Source organism: Streptococcus sp. 3874 (assembly GCF_013276425.1).
GTDB classification, from domain to species: Bacteria; Bacillota; Bacilli; order Lactobacillales; family Streptococcaceae; genus Streptococcus; species Streptococcus pseudopneumoniae.
Window position 1 is genome coordinate 1 of sequence record NZ_VMLA01000135.1, and the last position, 15,000, is coordinate 15,000.

Consider the following 15,000-nt stretch of genomic DNA (forward strand, 5'->3'; position numbering starts at 1 on the left):
CGTGATTTTCATCCTGACTAGTCGCTATCAAGGCAGAAAATAAAGAAAGGCTGCAATCTGTGGATTGCAGTTTTTTTATACGACGAGTCTATCGTATAGTGGATTGAATCTGGAATAGGACATCATAGCTACTAAAACATTTCTAATACTCTTCGAAAATCTCTTCAAACCACGTCAACGTCGCCTTACCGTACTCAAGTACGGCCTGCGGCTAGTTTCCTAGTTTGCTCCTTGATTTTCATTGAGTATAAGATAAAAGCAAAGGTCTAACAAGTGATGTAGCCCTTTTGAGTTATACAAGCAAATTACCATGCAAAAGCTGTCGTTGGAGCATTGAGTGCTTCTAACCACTGTTTATTCTTTACAGGGCAAAGAGTTACGGATATACCTGCCATATTCAGACTGGTCATAAATGTTCCTGATTTTATAAAAGTAATAGTGACTCCTTCAATTTCTAAGAGTTGAAGAAGATCATTGATAAATATTCCCATTTCTAGGTTGGTAGTAGTGCCTAGATTATTTACAAGCAATATAAATTGATCCCCATGTTTCCAATGATAGTGCAATCTTAATTTATTTATAATTTCATTTGCAAGGATTTCCGATGATTGAAATGGGACGATACGATAGCCTTCTTCGCCATGTATCCCAATACCATAAGAAATATTTCCTTCTTCCAAGTTAAATAGTGGAAGGGTGGCTTGGGGGAGACTAGCAGATTTCCTTGCAAAGCCAATTGTTGCGATTTCGGGAGCAAGATGATGACCTAAATCAGTTAGTTGCTCGATGTCAGCACCGTTCTGAGCCGCATATCCTAGGATTTTATGAAGTAAAATAGTCCCTGCAAGCCCTCTTCCTCTAATTTGAAATCTATTGTGAGGTTCAATAGAAATATCGTCGTGTGCTAGACTATAGCCGACCTTAATTCCTTCTTGTCTAGCAGTATTAATGGCCCAGCTAAATTCTTTGATGTCTGCTTCGAAATTTTTTACAATGATGAAGACACCGTGACCATTGTTTAAAAAACGAATGGACTCTAAGATTTCAGTTCTTGTAGGAGGAGTAAATAATTGTCCATAGATAGCAGCAGTAAGCATTCCTTTTCCCACATATCCAATATGAGCGGGTTCGTGACCGGAACCTCCACCCGACAATATTGGAACCTGATGAGGATTGCGATTTTTTTGATAGACTAGTGGTAAAGTAGGGTGTTTTTCTAATTCAGGATGACTGCTGACAGTTGCTGAAATGTAACTTGAAATAATTTTCTGTTTATGATTTGAAATAAATGTCATTGTGGCCTCTTTCCAATAATTGTCATGATGAGATAGTCTGGTTGTGGAACTGGACTTTTTTTATTGACGCAAGCCTTCACGATTTCTGCTAGAGCATGTGAGTGATAATCTAGCAAAAAACAAGTATAAGCAGATGAATCGCTATCAATCTGACCATATTCTCTTAAAATTTTTGATACAAGCAAGCGACAGTAGCTGATAAAGTGGTCATAGAAGTTATTTTGCCCTTGAATATCAAAAAGTTGAATATAAAAATCACGCTCTTGTTCGAAATAAAGAAATAATTCTTGTAATAGTTTTTGGCCTGAAATGAAGTCCAAGTTATTGGTGATATACTCGGTTAAGTCAGTTTCAAATATCCAGTCTAGCAGTTCATATTTGTCAAGAAAATGATTGTAAAAGGTCTGTCTACGAATGCCAGCTGATTCCATGATATCTACAATGGAGATTTTATCAAATTCTCTAGTAGCTAATAGGTCTCTAAATGCCTTGGCAATCCGTTTTTTTGTAATAAATGATGATGCCATAGGAAACCTTTCTTTTACTTACTTCATTTTACCAAAAAAATGTTTTAAAGGGGTTTAAAAGGGGACAAATAATAGAATCTGTCCCTTATCAGTCAGCGATAAAAAATATATAATGAAATCGAAAACAAAGATAGATGCCGAAAGGAGTTTCTCATGAAAAAAATTATAAATGAACCGACACAAGTTGTTGATGAAATGTTGCAGGGGTTGTCATTCATGCATGATGACTTGGTTCAACGCTTAGATGGTTTTGATGTCATCGTTAGAAAGGCAGAAAAGACAGGAAAAGTTGGACTCATTTCAGGTGGAGGTTCAGGACATGAACCAAGTCATGCTGGATTTGTAGGTGATGGAATGTTGTCTGCTGCCATTTGTGGAGCAGTCTTCACTTCACCTACTCCGGACCAAATTTTAGAAGCCATTAAGGCGGCTGATGAAGGTGCTGGGGTCTTTATGGTTATTAAGAACTATTCTGGTGATATTATGAACTTTGAAATTGCACAAGAACTTGCTGAAATGGAGGGTATTGATGTAGCAAGCGTTGTGGTTGATGATGATATCGCTGTTGAAAATAGTCTCTATACCCAAGGCCGTCGAGGTGTTGCAGGTACTATATTAGTCCATAAAATTTTGGGTGATGCGGCTCGTTCTGGTAAATCATTAGCTGAAATGAAGGACTTGGCCGATAAACTTGTGTTAGAAATTAAAACAATTGGGCTGGCCTTGTCTGGAGCAACCGTTCCTGAAGTGGGGAAACCAGGATTTGTTTTAGAAGATGATGAATTTGAATATGGTGTTGGTATTCATGGTGAGCCGGGATATAAGAAAGAGAAAATGCAACCTTCAGCACAATTGGCCTCTGAATTGGTTGAAAAATTATCTGAAGGTTTCCAACTTAAAGCTGGTGAACGCTATGGGCTTCTCATCAATGGTTTAGGAAGCACTCCTCTTATGGAACAATACGTATTTGCAAATGATGTGGCTAAATTACTCCATGAAAAAGGTGTTGAGTTGGCGTTTAAGAAAATTGGAAACTATATGACATCAATTGATATGGCCGGCTTGTCATTAACATTGATTCGATTGGCAGATGATGAGTGGTTGGATGCTCTAAATGCACCTGTTACTACCCCAGCTTGGTAAAATTCAAGGAGGAAATGTCGCATGAATGCTGAACAAGCTCTTGAATGGATGAAGCTTTTTAATGAAAAGATTCAAGAACAGAAAGATTACCTTAGTGAGTTAGACACTCCGATAGGAGATGGAGACCACGGTGGAAATATGGCGCGTGGCATGGCTGCAGTTATGGAAAACTTAGAAGGAAAGCAATTTGAAACTAACAGTGATGTGTTTAAACTTGTCTCAATGCAACTGCTGAGTAAGGTAGGCGGTGCTTCTGGTCCCTTGTATGGCTCTGCTTTTATGGGCATGGCCAAGGCTGACTCTAATTCGAAAATAGAGGAAATCTTACAAAGCGGTTTGGATATGATTGTCAAACGTGGGAAAGCAGAAGTTGGAGAAAAGACAATGGTTGATGTTTGGACTCCTGTTATTGCTGCTTTGTCTGCTGGTCAATTGACTCAAGAGGTTATTGATAAGGTAGTGAATGCTACCAAAGATTTACTTGCAACTAAAGGAAGGGCATCTTATGTAGGAGAACGTTCTCTTGGACATATTGATCCTGGATCATTCTCATCAGGATTACTCTTTACTGCTCTTTTAGAAACTGGGGTGGTTTAATGGAAAGTATTGGTCTTGTTATCGTTTCACATTCCAAAAACATTGCAGAAGGTCTTGTTGAACTGATTAGTGAAGTAGCTAAAGATGTTCCGATTACTTATGTAGGAGGAACCGAAGATGGAGGAATTGGAACGAGTTTTGATCAAGTAGATAGGGTTGTTTCCGAAAATCCAGCAGATACTTTATTAGCTTTTTTTGACCTAGGTTCTGCTAAAATGAACTTAGAAATGGTGGCTGATTTCAGTGATAAAAGTATCATGATCAATAGGGTTCCAATTGTAGAAGGTGCCTATACTGCAGCTGCTCTTCTTCAGGCTGGTGCAGAACTGTCAGTTATTCAAACACAGTTGTCTGAGCTTGAAATCAATAAATAAGGAATTTTACTATAACACTTTTTATAGGTGGGCTATTGATTATCTCAACTATCAAATTTTAAGTAAATAAAAAGGGATTGCTTTGGGCAGTTCCTTTTTATTTTAACAAGAGTAAACCTATAGTGTTTCTAAATTGTGAATCATTCAAAACTGATTGTGATGAGACTATTCTAGCTTTAGAATCCTTCAAAAATTAAAGTTTAAGGCAATCAATTACTTAGAAGAGTACGAAAACATTTAGTTTATAGGAATTCTAAGTCTAGAATTGCATAGATATTTATGAAGTTAGGGTGTTCGATAGTTAGGATTGTTCTATTCTGAACGATTTGAGCTGTTAGTTGTATAGAAAGTGTTCGAATTTTTTCAAGTGATTAAATTAGTTAATTGTATGAGGTGCTTTATGATATAATGTTCTTAATGAATTTTCAGAAAGGAAAACCTCAAATTGTCCTACAAATTTCTACTCTTCGACCTCGACCACACTCTTCTTGATTTTGATGCTGCTGAGGATGTGGCTTTGACCCAACTTCTAAAAGAAGAAGGAGTTGCGGATATTCAGGCTTATAAAGATTATTACGTTCCTATGAACAAGGCTCTCTGGAAAGACTTGGAGCTGAAGAAAATCAGTAAACAAGAGCTGGTTAACAAGCGCTTTTCTCGTTTATTTTCTCATTTTGGACAGGAAAAAGACGGTAGTTTTCTAGCCCAGCGTTACCAATTTTACTTAGCCCAACAGGGACAAACGATTTCAGGCGCTCATGAACTTTTGGACAGTCTCATCGATCGTGATTATGACTTGTATGCTGCGACAAATGGCATTACTGCTATCCAGACAGGGCGTTTGACTCAGTCTGGTCTGTCACCTTATTTCAATCAAGTCTTTATCTCTGAGCAGTTGCAAACACAAAAGCCTGATGCTCTCTTTTATGAAAAAATTGGTCAACAGATTGCAGGTTTTAGCAAAGAAAAGACGCTGATGATTGGAGATTCCCTAACCGCCGACATTCAAGGCGGCAATAATGCTGGGATAGACACTATCTGGTATAATCCTCATCACCTCGAAAATCACACACAAGCCCAGCCTACTTACGAAGTCTATTCCTTCCAAGATTTGCTGGATTGTTTAGATAAACTGTAAAAAGTGGTTTCCATAGCCACTTTTTGCTATAATAGAGGCAGTAAAAATGAAGGAGTCGGCTATGCAACACTCGTCTTGGCATGCTTTGATTAAGGCGCAATTACCTGAGGGTTATTTTGGGAAAATCAATCAGTTTATGAATCAGGTCTATGGTCAGGGGACTGTTTATCCACCCAAGGAAAAGGTTTTTCAAGCTCTCTTGACAACACCGCTTGAAGACGTTAAGGTGGTCATTCTAGGGCAAGACCCCTATCACGGACCAGGGCAAGCTCAGGGCTTGAGTTTTTCTGTCCCTGACTCTATTCCAGCTCCGCCGTCCTTGCAAAATATCTTGAAGGAATTGTCAGACGATATCGGCGTTAAGAAATCTCATGATTTGACAACTTGGGCTGAGCAAGGAGTCTTGCTTCTTAATGCTTGTTTGACGGTTCCTGCTGGACAGGCCAATGGTCATGCTGGTCAGATATGGGAGCCTTTTACGGATGCTGTGATTCAGGTGGTCAATCATCTAGATAGACCAGTCGTTTTTGTACTCTGGGGAGCCTATGCACGTAAGAAGAAGACCTTGGTTACCAATCCTCATCACTTGATTATCGAATCAGCCCATCCCAGTCCTTTGTCAGTTTATAGAGGATTTTGGGGTTCCAAGCCTTTTTCCAAGACAAATGCATTCTTAAAAGAGACAGGACAAGAGCCAATCGATTGGCTTAGATAAGGAGAAAATATGCCTCAGTTAGCGACGATTTGCTACATTGATAACGGGAAAGAACTGCTTATGCTCCACCGCAATAAGAAACCCAATGATGTCCATGAAGGGAAATGGATTGGTGTGGGTGGTAAGCTAGAGCGAGGAGAGACCCCTCAGGAGTGCGCGGCGCGTGAAATCCTCGAAGAAACAGGGCTCAAAGCCAAGCCAGTTCTAAAAGGTGTCATCACTTTTCCTGAATTTACGCCAGATTTAGACTGGTACACCTATGTTTTTAAGGTGACGGAGTTTGAGGGGGACTTGATTGACTGCAATGAGGGGACGCTAGAATGGGTTCCCTATGACGAGGTTTTGAGTAAGCCGACTTGGGAAGGTGACCATACCTTTGTTGGGTGGCTTTTAGAGGATAAACCCTTCTTTTCAGCCAAGTTTGTTTATGATGGGGATAAATTGTTGGATACCCAAGTTGATTTCTATGAATAAAGGAGAAAGTAGATGCTACTAATCAAAAATGGTCGTGTAATGGATCCCAAGTCTGGTTTGGATCAAGTGTGTGATGTCTTAGTCCAAGATGGGAAAATTGTCAACATTGCGTCTGAGATTAAAGAAGAAGGGACGGAGGTGCTTGATGCTAGTGGTCTTGTAGTTGCTCCTGGCTTGGTCGATATTCATGTTCATTTCCGTGAACCTGGTCAAACCCACAAGGAAGATATTCATACAGGTGCCCTAGCAGCTGCTGCCGGTGGTTTTACAACGGTTGTCATGATGGCTAATACTAGTCCAACCATTTCGGACGTGGAGACTTTGCAAGAAGTTCTTCAATCTGCTGCCAAGGAAAAAATCAATGTTAAGACGGTTGCGACCATTACGAAGAATTTTAATGGGCAAGATTTGACTGACTTTAAAGCACTCTTAGAAGCTGGAGCTGTTGGTTTTTCTGATGACGGTATTCCGCTTGAAAGTAGTAAAGTTGTCAAGGAAGCCATGGAGAAAGCCAAAAAGCTTAATACCTTTATTAGTCTTCATGAGGAAGATCCAGGTTTGAATGGGATTCTTGGCTTTAATGAAAATATCGCTAAAGAACATTTCCATATCTGCGGTGCGACTGGGGTGGCTGAGTATGCTATGATGGCGCGTGATGTCATGATTGCCTATGCAACTAAGGCCCATGTTCACATCCAGCATTTGTCTAAGGAAGAAAGTGTTAAAGTAGTGGAGTTTGCTCAAGGTTTGGGTGCGCAAGTCACAGCAGAAGTAGCGCCACAGCATTTTTCTAAGACTGAATCGCTCCTTTTGACACAAGGTAGCAATGCTAAGATGAATCCTCCACTTCGTTTGGAATCAGACCGTCGTGCCGTTATCGAAGGCCTCAAATCAGGCGTCATCACAGTTATCGCAACTGACCATGCGCCTCATCATGCAGATGAGAAAAACATTGAGGATATTACCAAAGCGCCATCTGGTATGACTGGTTTGGAAACATCTCTTTCCCTCGGTTTAACTTATTTGGTAGAAGCTGGGGAATTGACCTTGATGGAATTGCTTGAAAAGATGACCTACAACCCAGCCAAACTTTATAACTTTGAAGCAGGTTACTTGGCTGAGAATGGTCCAGCGGACATCACTATTTTTGATGCTAAGGATGACCGTCTTGTGGACTCCCATTTTGCTTCCAAAGCGACTAATTCACCCTTTATCGGTGAAACCTTAAAAGGGCAGGTTAAATATACCATCTGTAAGGGACAAATTGTCTATCAAGCTTGATAGGAGTTAGAATATGAATTATTTTCGAAAACGTAGGGAGAGACAAGCGAAATCTAATAGTGGAATTTACTGTCCCGCAGCTAATCGTTCTAAAATTCAATATGAAACTAAAGAAAAAGCTGACCATGCGGTTCAATATGATAATGGAGGTTTAGTTAGAAGCTATTATTGTCGTACATGTGCGTGTTGGCATACTACTTCAAAATCTAATAATCCTCCGCTAAGTTTGAAAAACTATGGTCTGAAACTCTTTGGTTTAGATAAATCAGAATAGAAAGAGAAGTATGTATAAGACAAAGTGTTTACAAGAGAAGTTAGTATTATTTTTAAAAATTTTCTTCCCAATCCTAATCTACCAATTTGCCAATTATTCTGCCTCTTTTGTTGACACTGCAATGACAGGCCAATACAATACCATGGACTTGGCTGGTGTGTCTATGGCGACCAGTATCTGGAATCCTTTTTTTACATTCCTAACAGGGATTGTGTCAGCCCTGGTGCCTATCATTGGTCACCATCTTGGTAGTGGTAAAAAGGAAGAAGTTGCGTCTGATTTTTACCAATTTATCTATTTGGCTTTGGGACTATCTGTGGTCTTGCTGGGGATGGTAATTTTCCTGGCACCACCAATCTTGAATCATCTTGGACTAGAAGCACCAGTGGCGGCAGTAGCAGTTCGTTATCTCTGGTTTTTATCTATTGGAATTATCCCCTTGTTGCTCTTTAGTGTCATTCGTTCCTTGCTGGATTCGCTGGGGTTGACTAAGTTGTCCATGTATCTCATGCTTTTGTTGCTTCCTCTCAATAGTGGATTTAACTATCTCTTGATTTACGGGGCCTTTGGTGTTCCAGAACTGGGAGGTGCTGGTGCTGGTTTAGGAACATCCTTGGCCTACTGGGTCTTGCTGGGGATTTCTGTTCTGGTTCTATTTAAACAGGAGAAGCTCAAGGCTCTACATCTTGAGAAACGAATTCCGCTTAATATGGATAAAATCAAGGAAGGAGTTCGTTTAGGTCTGCCTATTGGGGGGACTGTATTTGCTGAGGTGGCTATCTTTTCCGTGGTTGGCTTGATTATGGCTAAGTTCTCGTCCTTGATTATCGCTAGTCACCAGTCAGCTATGAACTTTTCAAGTCTCATGTACGCCTTTCCTATGAGTATCTCATCTGCTATGGCTATTGTCGTTTCCTATGAAGTGGGAGCCAAGCGATTTGATGATGCGAAAACCTATATTGGTCTAGGAAGATGGACAGCCCTCATTTTTGCGGTCTTCACCTTATCCTTCCTTTACATTTTTAGGGGAAATGTGGCCAGTCTTTATGGTAACGATCCAGAATTTATTGATTTGACAGCGCGTTTTTTGACTTATAGCCTTTTCTTCCAGTTAGCAGATACCTTTGCGGCACCGCTTCAGGGAATTTTACGGGGGTATAAGGATACCGTTATTCCTTTTTACCTTGGTTTGGTTGGTTACTGGGGGGTGACACTCCCAGTAGCTATGGTATTCGACTCTCTAACAGATTTTGGAGCTTATTCTTACTGGATTGGTTTGATTATTAGTCTAATCGTGAGCGGGGCTCTCTACCGTTGGCGTTTAACTGTTATTGTGAAGAGATTTGAATCCAGAAAAGCTTGATTTTTAAAATTCCTACAAGCAAAAATATCCTTCCTTATCTACATTATTTTAATTAGTAGTAGGTAGACGAGAACTTCAAAAATATAGAAACAATTGATATTTCACGCTACTTTACTGGTATCAGATATCAAGAAAAGAAGTTGCTTATTTTTAGCAGCTTCTTTTCTTGATAAAAATTTTACATAAGTTATATTACGTAAAATTATAAACTATCCAAGGCATTCTTTTGTTCATCATTGACGATATGAGTATAGAGGTCAGTGACTTGTGTACTGGCATGTCCTAGCTGGTGACTGACCAAAACTTGCGATTTAGTAGCATCATAGAGCCTAGTTGCTAGGGTATGGCGCAGTTTATGGGGTGTTACACGGACTTTGAAGTCCTCTGAGTATTTAGCAACCATTTTCTCAACGCTGGAAGCGTCAATACGATTGGGAACACCTCTATAGAGTGTCAAAAAGAGGGCTGTGTCTGTTTTTTCCGTCTTATAGCGTTGATTTCGAATGGCCAGATAATTCTCTAAATAAGGCTTAGCAAAGGCAGCAACATTGACCGAATCGCGTTTGCCACCTTTTCGAGTGACATCAATAACCATCATTTTTAGATTGAGATCTCTTAAATCCAGATTAACAGCTTCAGATAAGCGAACACCCGATGCCAAGAGAAGGGCAATAATGGCTAAATCTCGTTCTTTATTTTTGTTGAATGATGAGAGAGCTCGATTTGAAAGCTGTTGTGGGTACTCTTGGTCAATATAAGTTAGAAAACCTTCTGTTTCATCACCTAAAAAGAGTTTTTGCTTGATGTTTTCAGCTCTGGCAGCAAGGGTCTCTTTCTTTTTCTTTGTTGAAACTTTCTTCATTACATTACGATAGAAATAAGGTTCGCCCTGGTCGTTTTCAACCTCCTCGGTCAGATACTTGTAAAGACTGGAAAGCGCTGATAAGGTCCGATTGATGGTTGTCTGAGAAACACCTTGTTTGCTTGTATTGGCATTCAGCAAGGGACGTTCACGTAGATAAAGTATAAAAGCCTCCATATCTTTCTTTGACATGTTTTCCAAGACAGATAAAGGAATATTAGACATTTTATCAGCGTTTGAGATACCAGACTCCAAAACCCAGCTGAAAAATCGATCATATTCCTTGAGGTATTCGTACAAGGTTGTAAAACTGTAAGGAACAGCAAGCTTAGATTGGTAGTATTCAAGAATATACCAGGGCATGATTTGTTTTAGTTTGTCGATTCGTTCCAGTAAAATCTCACGTTTCATGTATTTTCTCCATAAATAAGTCTATTAGTAGTATAGCATGGACTTATTTATTTTTCAAGAAAATTATAGTTTTTCGGAAAGATGATATAGAGCTTTTTAAAGAAGACTTAGACCTGAGTAAAACAGATCTAATTCAGCTAAATAACTAATACTCTTCGAAAATTAAATTCAAACCACGTCAGCGTCGCCTTACTGTACTCAAGTACAAAGTACAGCCTGCGGCTAGCTTCCTANNATTTTTATTGAGTATAAAAAAATTTTTTCGTCCAAAATTGCCTAAAATGTATCTTATTAAAGTGAAAACTAAAAATTTTTCAATTGTATATAATCCAAAATTTATTTTTTAAAATAAAATATTTTTTAGGAAGTAACTAAGACAATTTACATAAAACATAAAGCACATCGATTGTAAAATGTACTTTATGCTTCTAATTCAGTTTTATCAATGGTTTAAGTCTAGTTAATTCAATTGTACATAAACTTTTAGTTTTACAGAGCTAAATCTTTGGAATTGCTATTGTGAATCATTAGCTAGTGCTTTTTCTAGTTTCCAAATACTAAACCAGAATGAAATAGTCAACAGAATAAGGAAAATAAAAAAGAGATTATCAGTAACGATACTTCTGTTCATTCTACATAATTGAAGAGATATATAAGGAGCAGCTATGAGATACAAAATGCATTGTATAATTGCTATCGTTTTCTTTTTCATGATTTTAATCTTACTGTACAGATTTGATACAGTAAACTCCTTTCTAGCTTTATGCTTTATCATTTCTAACTTGATTATAGTCTTATTTTTACCAAAGTTCAATTATTTGTATGAGAAATATCTTATCTGTAAAAAATAACCGATCTCATTGCTGAGAATCGGCTTTCTAATGTATTTAATTAAGAAATATTATTACATAATAAAAATTATGTAAACAGAGCTTATAACAACAAATCTTTGACTTTTCCAATTTCACTTTTTGGAATAACCAGGTGAATCATATTACCCAGATACATTCTGGTTGAGCCATTAACTGTTTGGCTCTTTCCATTATGGACTTGGGTAGTGATGAGGACGTTGTGTGGTAAGTTGAGTTCGTGTACTTGTTTTCCAGCAATCTTATCAGAAACTGGTATTTCGATAAGGGTAACTTCTCCTTCACTGGATACTTCTTCTGGAAGCATTTTTTCCAGCATGGCTTCATAGACTGGTGTACCCTTGAGCAAATCCATGATAATATAAGAAATAAGAGTGACAAGACCAAGTGGCATGAGGTTGCGAATATCTCCTACCATCTCAGTTACGAGGATCATGGCAGTTAAGGGAGCTTTTGATATTGCTCCAAAATAGCCACTCATTCCTAGAATGACAAATATAGGGAATTGCTCTTGACTGACAAATCCAAGATTGACACAGATAACACCAACTAGGGCACCAAGTAAGGAACCAAGCGCCAAAATTGGTAGGAAAATGCCTCCTGGAAGACCACTTCCATAACTAATCATGCTCCAGATAAAGCGAATTAAAAAGTAAGCTAATAGAACTTGGAAACTAAAATCTTGCTCAGTTAGGGAAAGGACAACCTGATTTCCACCACCAAGGACGTGGGGTAAAAAAATTCCGACTGGTATGATGAGAATAAAAGCAAGAATTGGATAATAAGCTCTATCCAAATGGATTTTTTGACCAATCCAATCATAAAGTCTACCGACATCGAGCACAGCTTTTTCATAGAGAAAACCGGAAAATCCAAGGAAAATTCCCATCACAAGATAAATCCAGTATTGATCTAGGGTCATGAGAGGAATGTTATCTGGCATATCCAATACTGGTGTCAAACCGAACATGAGCAGAGACACAAAGTTTGCTACGATGCTGGCTGCTAGTGTAGAAACCCAGAAAAATCGCGAAAAATGGTGATAAACTTCTTCTACTACAAAGAGGAGGCCTGCTATTGGTGCATTAAAGGCTGCGGCTAAACCTGCTGCAGCTCCACTGGCAATTAAGGAACGTTCCTCTACTGGACTGGATTTGAGCCACTTGGCAATTCCTTTACCACCAACTGCTCCCAGTTGGATACTTGGCCCTTCACGCCCCAGCATGAGGCCGCTGGCAATAGCAAGCATTCCTAGCACATATTTTTTCCAAAGAACGCCCCACCAGTTGAGGGACATGAGGCCTTTCAGTTCGGCTTCGACTTGCGGAATTCCTGAGCCTTTGATATCTTTTTCTGATCGAGTTAATTTAGCACTGAGCCAACAGATGAGTATATAAAACAAAACCAGTACAAAAAGATTGCGCACTAGGTGCCCTTGATCTTGATAAAGTCCTTGTATCAGGTGGAAGCCCTTTTCAATTAAGAAACGAAAGGATCCGACGATAATTCCAACGACGAGGCCGACAATGATTCCTCGACCAACTTGGGATAGGATAGTGCTGGATGCAAAGGCGAATTCTTTCTTAGAACGGACTATTTCCGACTGTTCCTCCATGGTATTTCCTTTCAATTAACTTTCTTTTTTACCTAAAACCAGTGATTTAACAGGTTCAAAGCTGGTTCGGTGAATTGGGGTAACTCCTAGTTTTTCGAGTCCTTCTAGGTGTTTAGCTGTTCCATATCCTGCATTAGTAGCGAAATCATAGCCAGGAAACCGCTGATCGTATTCCTTCATCAATTCATCACGGGTCACCTTGGCTACTATAGAAGCTGCTGCGATAGAGAGGGAATTAGCATCACCTTTGATGATGGCAGTTTGTGAAATGGGCAATTCCAGTTTCATGGCATCTATCAGGAGGTGATCAGGTTGAGGACTGAGCTGGGAGATTGCTTCTTCCATAGCTAGTTTGGTTGCTTCATAGATATTGACTTGGTCGATGACCTGATTATCTATGATACCAATTCCAATCGACAAGGCTTGGTTTTGAACGGCTTGGAAAATCTCCAGATGTTTCTTTTTAGGAATTTTCTTGCTGTCATTGAGGCCTCTAATCTTACAATTTTTAGGTAAAATAACAGCTGCAGCGACTACAGGACCAGCAAGAGGACCACGACCAACCTCATCAATACCTGCTATCAAGGTCAATCCTTGCTTGTAAAGTTCTTTTTCATAGGAAAGCATGGATTCCAAACGAAAATCCTCATCCAATTCAGCCTGAATGGCTTTTTTACGCTTGCTGATTTCCTTTTGAACTCCAGAGCGACTATCCTGTTCGAGTTGTAAAAAAAGAGGGTTATCTAAGTCCTTGACCGTTGCAAGAAGTTCTTTTATTTCTTTAATCGTCGCCATAGAGGTCTTTCAATGTATCTAAGGTATAGTTACCGAGTTTGCCATCACGGACTTCCTTCACGAAGAGACTGTAAAAACGGTCATAGTCATCACGGAAACCGAGGGCACGGGTCATATCCATAATAATCACAGGCGCTTCCTCTTCAATTTTCATTTGTTTGAAGCGTTCAGCCAACTTTTCTGGATAATGTTCTTTGAAATAATTGAGGCCAAAAATAGTTACCTCATCCATAGGAATCAACTGGTCTTTGATAGCTCCAGTCAAGGCCAGTTTCAGTGCAACAGTTTCATCCTCAAACTTAGGCCAGAGAATCCCCGGTGTATCCAAGATTTCCAGGTCTTTATTGGTTTTGAGCCATTGTTGCCCCTTGGTAATCCCTGGCTTGTTTTCAACAACAGCAATTTTCTTACCAGCCAAACGATTCATCAGAGTTGATTTACCAGCATTTGGAATCCCAATAATCATGGTACGCAAGGTTTCAATCTGAATACCACGTCCTTTCTGACGAGCAATCTTATCGGCCATGAGCTTTTTGGCCGCATCTGTTACAACTTTTACAGTCACTTGCTCTTTGGAATTGATAGTCAGCGTCTGGATTCCCTGTGATTCAAAATACTGACGCCATTCTTTGGTCATTACTGGATCGGCCAAGTCCGCCTTGTTTAAAATCAGGAGTTTCGGTTTATCACCAACAATCTTGGTCAACATAGGATTTTGACTAGATAGAGGTAAGCGTGCATCCACCAAAATCGTTACAAAATCAACAAATTTTAGATTTTCCTGCACCTGCCGACGAGCTTTAGACATGTGACCAGGAAACCATTGAATAGTAGCCATTGAGTTTTTCCTTTCATAGCGAGGATTTAGATACCCTATTTTATTTTACTATCGTTTGAACACATAGAGTTTTCAAATGGATGATGTCCAAACACTTCTTGTTTTATGACATAGAAATCTACTTTATATTATATCATGCCTTCTTTATTTTGTCCGATGATAGCCTTTCAAGTACCCTATATATAGTAGATTAAAACAAGATGTGAACAAATCGATTAGGAAAGTCAAATTAATTTCTAGAAATATTTTAACATCTATAACGTACTATTCTAAAGTAAGTGCGTCATAACAAGGTATCGTATCTATCCTAATTCCCCAACTTCCGGTATACTAAATAAAAATAGTTATCGGAGGAAAGGTAGTGTACTATGATGATTCAACTAAACGATTTAGGTCAAGTTCACCTTGTTTGTGGGAAAACGGATATGA

The 15,000-nt window shown here is 39.1% G+C and carries 15 protein-coding genes; 9 read left to right on the forward strand and 6 right to left on the reverse strand.

What is annotated here, in order from left to right:
• Window positions 1-305 precede the first annotated feature (305 nt).
• On the reverse strand, window positions 306-1,295 hold the full coding sequence (gene dhaQ, locus HT703_RS10850; RefSeq protein WP_172930082.1) for a DhaKLM operon coactivator DhaQ: 990 nt from the start codon (window positions 1,293-1,295) through the stop codon (window positions 306-308).
• A complete protein-coding gene (gene dhaS / locus HT703_RS10855) occupies window positions 1,292-1,822 on the reverse strand; it encodes a dihydroxyacetone kinase transcriptional activator DhaS (RefSeq protein WP_172930083.1) in 531 nt (176 codons plus the stop codon). Before dhaS ends, dhaQ begins: the two co-directional genes overlap by 4 nt.
• Before the next feature lie 153 nt (window positions 1,823-1,975).
• Between dhaS and dhaK the strand changes: the two genes are divergently transcribed.
• From dhaK to pdrM, 9 genes are all read left to right on the forward strand, one after another.
• Window positions 1,976-2,965, forward strand: coding sequence for a dihydroxyacetone kinase subunit DhaK (gene dhaK / locus HT703_RS10860; protein WP_078238616.1), 990 nt, complete (start codon window positions 1,976-1,978; stop codon window positions 2,963-2,965).
• A 21-nt stretch (window positions 2,966-2,986) separates the two neighbouring features.
• The gene (dhaL, locus tag HT703_RS10865; RefSeq protein ID WP_000990804.1) at window positions 2,987-3,562 is read left to right on the forward strand and encodes a dihydroxyacetone kinase subunit DhaL; all 576 of its coding nucleotides are present in this window, start codon (window positions 2,987-2,989) and stop codon (window positions 3,560-3,562) included.
• Window positions 3,562-3,936, forward strand: coding sequence for a dihydroxyacetone kinase phosphoryl donor subunit DhaM (gene dhaM / locus HT703_RS10870; protein WP_016397815.1), 375 nt, complete (start codon window positions 3,562-3,564; stop codon window positions 3,934-3,936). The genes dhaL and dhaM overlap by 1 nt, the downstream gene beginning before the upstream one ends.
• Window positions 3,937-4,381: 445 nt before the next feature.
• The gene (locus HT703_RS10875) at window positions 4,382-5,074 is read left to right on the forward strand and encodes a YjjG family noncanonical pyrimidine nucleotidase (RefSeq protein ID WP_000120613.1); all 693 of its coding nucleotides are present in this window, start codon (window positions 4,382-4,384) and stop codon (window positions 5,072-5,074) included.
• A 61-nt stretch (window positions 5,075-5,135) separates the two neighbouring features.
• Window positions 5,136-5,789: a uracil-DNA glycosylase gene (locus tag HT703_RS10880; RefSeq protein ID WP_172930084.1), complete on the forward strand. Its 654-nt coding sequence runs from the start codon at window positions 5,136-5,138 to the stop codon at window positions 5,787-5,789.
• A gap of 9 nt (window positions 5,790-5,798) precedes the next feature.
• The gene (locus HT703_RS10885; protein WP_001135770.1) at window positions 5,799-6,263 is read left to right on the forward strand and encodes an 8-oxo-dGTP diphosphatase; all 465 of its coding nucleotides are present in this window, start codon (window positions 5,799-5,801) and stop codon (window positions 6,261-6,263) included.
• A 12-nt stretch (window positions 6,264-6,275) separates the two neighbouring features.
• The gene (locus HT703_RS10890) at window positions 6,276-7,544 is read left to right on the forward strand and encodes a dihydroorotase (protein WP_172930085.1); all 1,269 of its coding nucleotides are present in this window, start codon (window positions 6,276-6,278) and stop codon (window positions 7,542-7,544) included.
• A 13-nt stretch (window positions 7,545-7,557) separates the two neighbouring features.
• Window positions 7,558-7,818, forward strand: a complete 261-nt coding sequence (locus HT703_RS10895; RefSeq protein ID WP_001105926.1) for a hypothetical protein — start codon at window positions 7,558-7,560, stop codon at window positions 7,816-7,818.
• A 10-nt stretch (window positions 7,819-7,828) separates the two neighbouring features.
• A complete protein-coding gene (pdrM, locus tag HT703_RS10900) occupies window positions 7,829-9,181 on the forward strand; it encodes a sodium-coupled multidrug efflux MATE transporter PdrM (RefSeq protein WP_172930086.1) in 1,353 nt (450 codons plus the stop codon).
• Between the two features lie 202 nt (window positions 9,182-9,383).
• On the opposite strand, the gene xerS is transcribed toward pdrM, so the two are convergent.
• From xerS to ylqF, 4 genes are all read right to left on the reverse strand, one after another.
• Window positions 9,384-10,454 (reverse strand): tyrosine recombinase XerS, encoded by a 1,071-nt coding sequence (gene xerS, locus HT703_RS10905; protein ID WP_000817848.1) that lies wholly within the window; start codon window positions 10,452-10,454, stop codon window positions 9,384-9,386.
• A 933-nt stretch (window positions 10,455-11,387) separates the two neighbouring features.
• Window positions 11,388-12,938, reverse strand: a complete 1,551-nt coding sequence (locus HT703_RS10910; protein WP_054393033.1) for a ClC family H(+)/Cl(-) exchange transporter — start codon at window positions 12,936-12,938, stop codon at window positions 11,388-11,390.
• 15 nt (window positions 12,939-12,953) lie between these two features.
• Complete coding sequence (locus HT703_RS10915) at window positions 12,954-13,733, reverse strand: ribonuclease HII (RefSeq protein WP_054393032.1); 780 nt, start codon at window positions 13,731-13,733, stop codon at window positions 12,954-12,956.
• Window positions 13,720-14,571 (reverse strand): ribosome biogenesis GTPase YlqF, encoded by an 852-nt coding sequence (gene ylqF, locus HT703_RS10920; protein ID WP_172930087.1) that lies wholly within the window; start codon window positions 14,569-14,571, stop codon window positions 13,720-13,722. Before ylqF ends, HT703_RS10915 begins: the two co-directional genes overlap by 14 nt.
• Between the last annotated feature and the right edge of the window lie 429 nt (window positions 14,572-15,000).

What these genes read in the sequence shown, in the direction of transcription:
- dhaQ (WP_172930082.1), bottom strand. Translation starts at nt 1,295, where the DNA reads ATGACATTTATTTCAAATCATAAACAGAAAATTATTTCAAGTTACATT.
- dhaS (WP_172930083.1), bottom strand. Translation starts at nt 1,822, where the DNA reads ATGGCATCATCATTTATTACAAAAAAACGGATTGCCAAGGCATTTAGA.
- dhaK (WP_078238616.1), top strand. Translation starts at nt 1,976, where the DNA reads ATGAAAAAAATTATAAATGAACCGACACAAGTTGTTGATGAAATGTTG.
- dhaL (WP_000990804.1), top strand. Translation starts at nt 2,987, where the DNA reads ATGAATGCTGAACAAGCTCTTGAATGGATGAAGCTTTTTAATGAAAAG.
- dhaM (WP_016397815.1), top strand. Translation starts at nt 3,562, where the DNA reads ATGGAAAGTATTGGTCTTGTTATCGTTTCACATTCCAAAAACATTGCA.
- HT703_RS10880 (WP_172930084.1), top strand. Translation starts at nt 5,136, where the DNA reads ATGCAACACTCGTCTTGGCATGCTTTGATTAAGGCGCAATTACCTGAG.
- HT703_RS10885 (WP_001135770.1), top strand. Translation starts at nt 5,799, where the DNA reads ATGCCTCAGTTAGCGACGATTTGCTACATTGATAACGGGAAAGAACTG.
- HT703_RS10890 (WP_172930085.1), top strand. Translation starts at nt 6,276, where the DNA reads ATGCTACTAATCAAAAATGGTCGTGTAATGGATCCCAAGTCTGGTTTG.
- HT703_RS10895 (WP_001105926.1), top strand. Translation starts at nt 7,558, where the DNA reads ATGAATTATTTTCGAAAACGTAGGGAGAGACAAGCGAAATCTAATAGT.
- pdrM (WP_172930086.1), top strand. Translation starts at nt 7,829, where the DNA reads ATGTATAAGACAAAGTGTTTACAAGAGAAGTTAGTATTATTTTTAAAA.
- xerS (WP_000817848.1), bottom strand. Translation starts at nt 10,454, where the DNA reads ATGAAACGTGAGATTTTACTGGAACGAATCGACAAACTAAAACAAATC.
- HT703_RS10910 (WP_054393033.1), bottom strand. Translation starts at nt 12,938, where the DNA reads ATGGAGGAACAGTCGGAAATAGTCCGTTCTAAGAAAGAATTCGCCTTT.
- HT703_RS10915 (WP_054393032.1), bottom strand. Translation starts at nt 13,733, where the DNA reads ATGGCGACGATTAAAGAAATAAAAGAACTTCTTGCAACGGTCAAGGAC.
- ylqF (WP_172930087.1), bottom strand. Translation starts at nt 14,571, where the DNA reads ATGGCTACTATTCAATGGTTTCCTGGTCACATGTCTAAAGCTCGTCGG.